The sequence below is a fragment of the Vibrio sp. Vb1574 genome (assembly GCF_033338675.1).
On the sequence record NZ_JAWOTC010000268.1, the window covers coordinates 1 to 1272 of the forward strand.

The following is a 1272-nucleotide window of genomic DNA, read 5'->3' on the forward strand; positions in this document are numbered from 1 at the left end:
TCATCCACTGGTCGAATAGCTCTCTGTGGTTGGCGAGCGTGTCCGTTTCGGTTGAAATGGACAGCGTCAGCAGCATCAGCTTAGCGGATTGCCCAAGCCTAGCGTCATAAACTTCTTCGACTTCGTGTTTGGCTGACTGAAAGCTGAAGTACAAAGAAATAAGCAAAAGCGCGCTGACTAACAAGCCAACCGAGAGCGTCAGTTGGCGTTTAATGGAGTAAGGTTTTTTATTTTTCAAGAATGTACCCCACACCACGAATGTTTTTGATGGCGACGTTGGGGGCTTTTTTACGTAGGTTATGAATGTGAACTTCTATCGCGTTGTCGCTTGAACCTTCATCCCAGCCGTGCAGTGATTGTTGCAATTGCTCCTTACTTTGCACGCGTCCGGCGTTCGTCATCAAGCTGGTGAGGATTTTAAATTCGTTGCGCGTGAGTTTAAGCGGCGCGTCATCGTAGCGAATGCTTTGTTCCGATAAGGATAAAGATAACTGCCCAACTTGAATGATTTCTTCTGCACTACCGGATTGACGGCGAATCAACACACGCAAGCGAGCGAGCAACTCTTCGAGTGCAAACGGTTTTCCGAGGTAATCATCTGCGCCGCCATCAAGGCCTTGAACGCGATCGCGAATGTCGTATCGTGCGGTAAGTATCATCACTGGGAGCTTAAATCCGCCTTTGCGAATATTACGCAGAACTTCCAATCCATCGATATCGGGTAGAGTGAGATCCAAAATTACGGCAGTGAACGCTTCTGTTTTGAGTGCGCTAGTCACGCCAGACCCTTTTTCCACCCAATCCACGGTGTACCCATGGCGACTTAATGAAGTCACCATGGATTGACCGAGTAGTTTGTCATCTTCTACGAGTAATAAGCGCATAGATTATTTCAATCTCCCAAGAGTCGCTTCAATTTCCAGTTTTCGACCTTTATCCGCCAAAGGTCGGTCAGGGCGAGGTGATGCTTGCATTGCGCGAGTCAAATACACTTTCGCTTCTTTGTCTCGACCTTCTTCTGCAAGGAAGTCTCCATAAAAATAGTTCGGATCGATGCCTTTGGGATTGATCTCTAACGCTTTTTTCAACATTTCTTCGGCTTTATCGTCATCACCAAAGCCAATTGGCCACCCCGGAACTTTGTAATACAAAGAACCTAAACTGGTGTATGCAGAGCCATCAAGCGTTTGCGGTGACGTTGCAATTACCCCTTCGAGTAAAGATTTGGCTTCTTTGGCGAGTGATAGGGCACCTAAGCCACCTTGAGCACCA

At 47.4% G+C, this 1272-nt stretch carries 2 protein-coding genes and 1 pseudogene; all 3 read right to left on the reverse strand.

Translation table 11 applies throughout. The features are described from left to right. A pseudogene (locus tag R7O12_RS25420) lies at window positions 1-238 on the reverse strand (two-component sensor histidine kinase); the annotation flags it as partial. Continuing rightward, entirely contained in the window at window positions 228-884 is a 657-nt protein-coding gene (locus tag R7O12_RS25425) for a response regulator (RefSeq protein WP_318126838.1), read from the reverse strand. The gene R7O12_RS25425 and the pseudogene R7O12_RS25420, both read right to left, overlap by 11 nt. Window positions 885-887: 3 nt before the next feature. Next, window positions 888-1272, reverse strand: a 385-nt coding sequence (locus R7O12_RS25430; RefSeq protein ID WP_411913097.1) for a tetratricopeptide repeat protein, incomplete at its 5' end; no start/stop codon positions are given.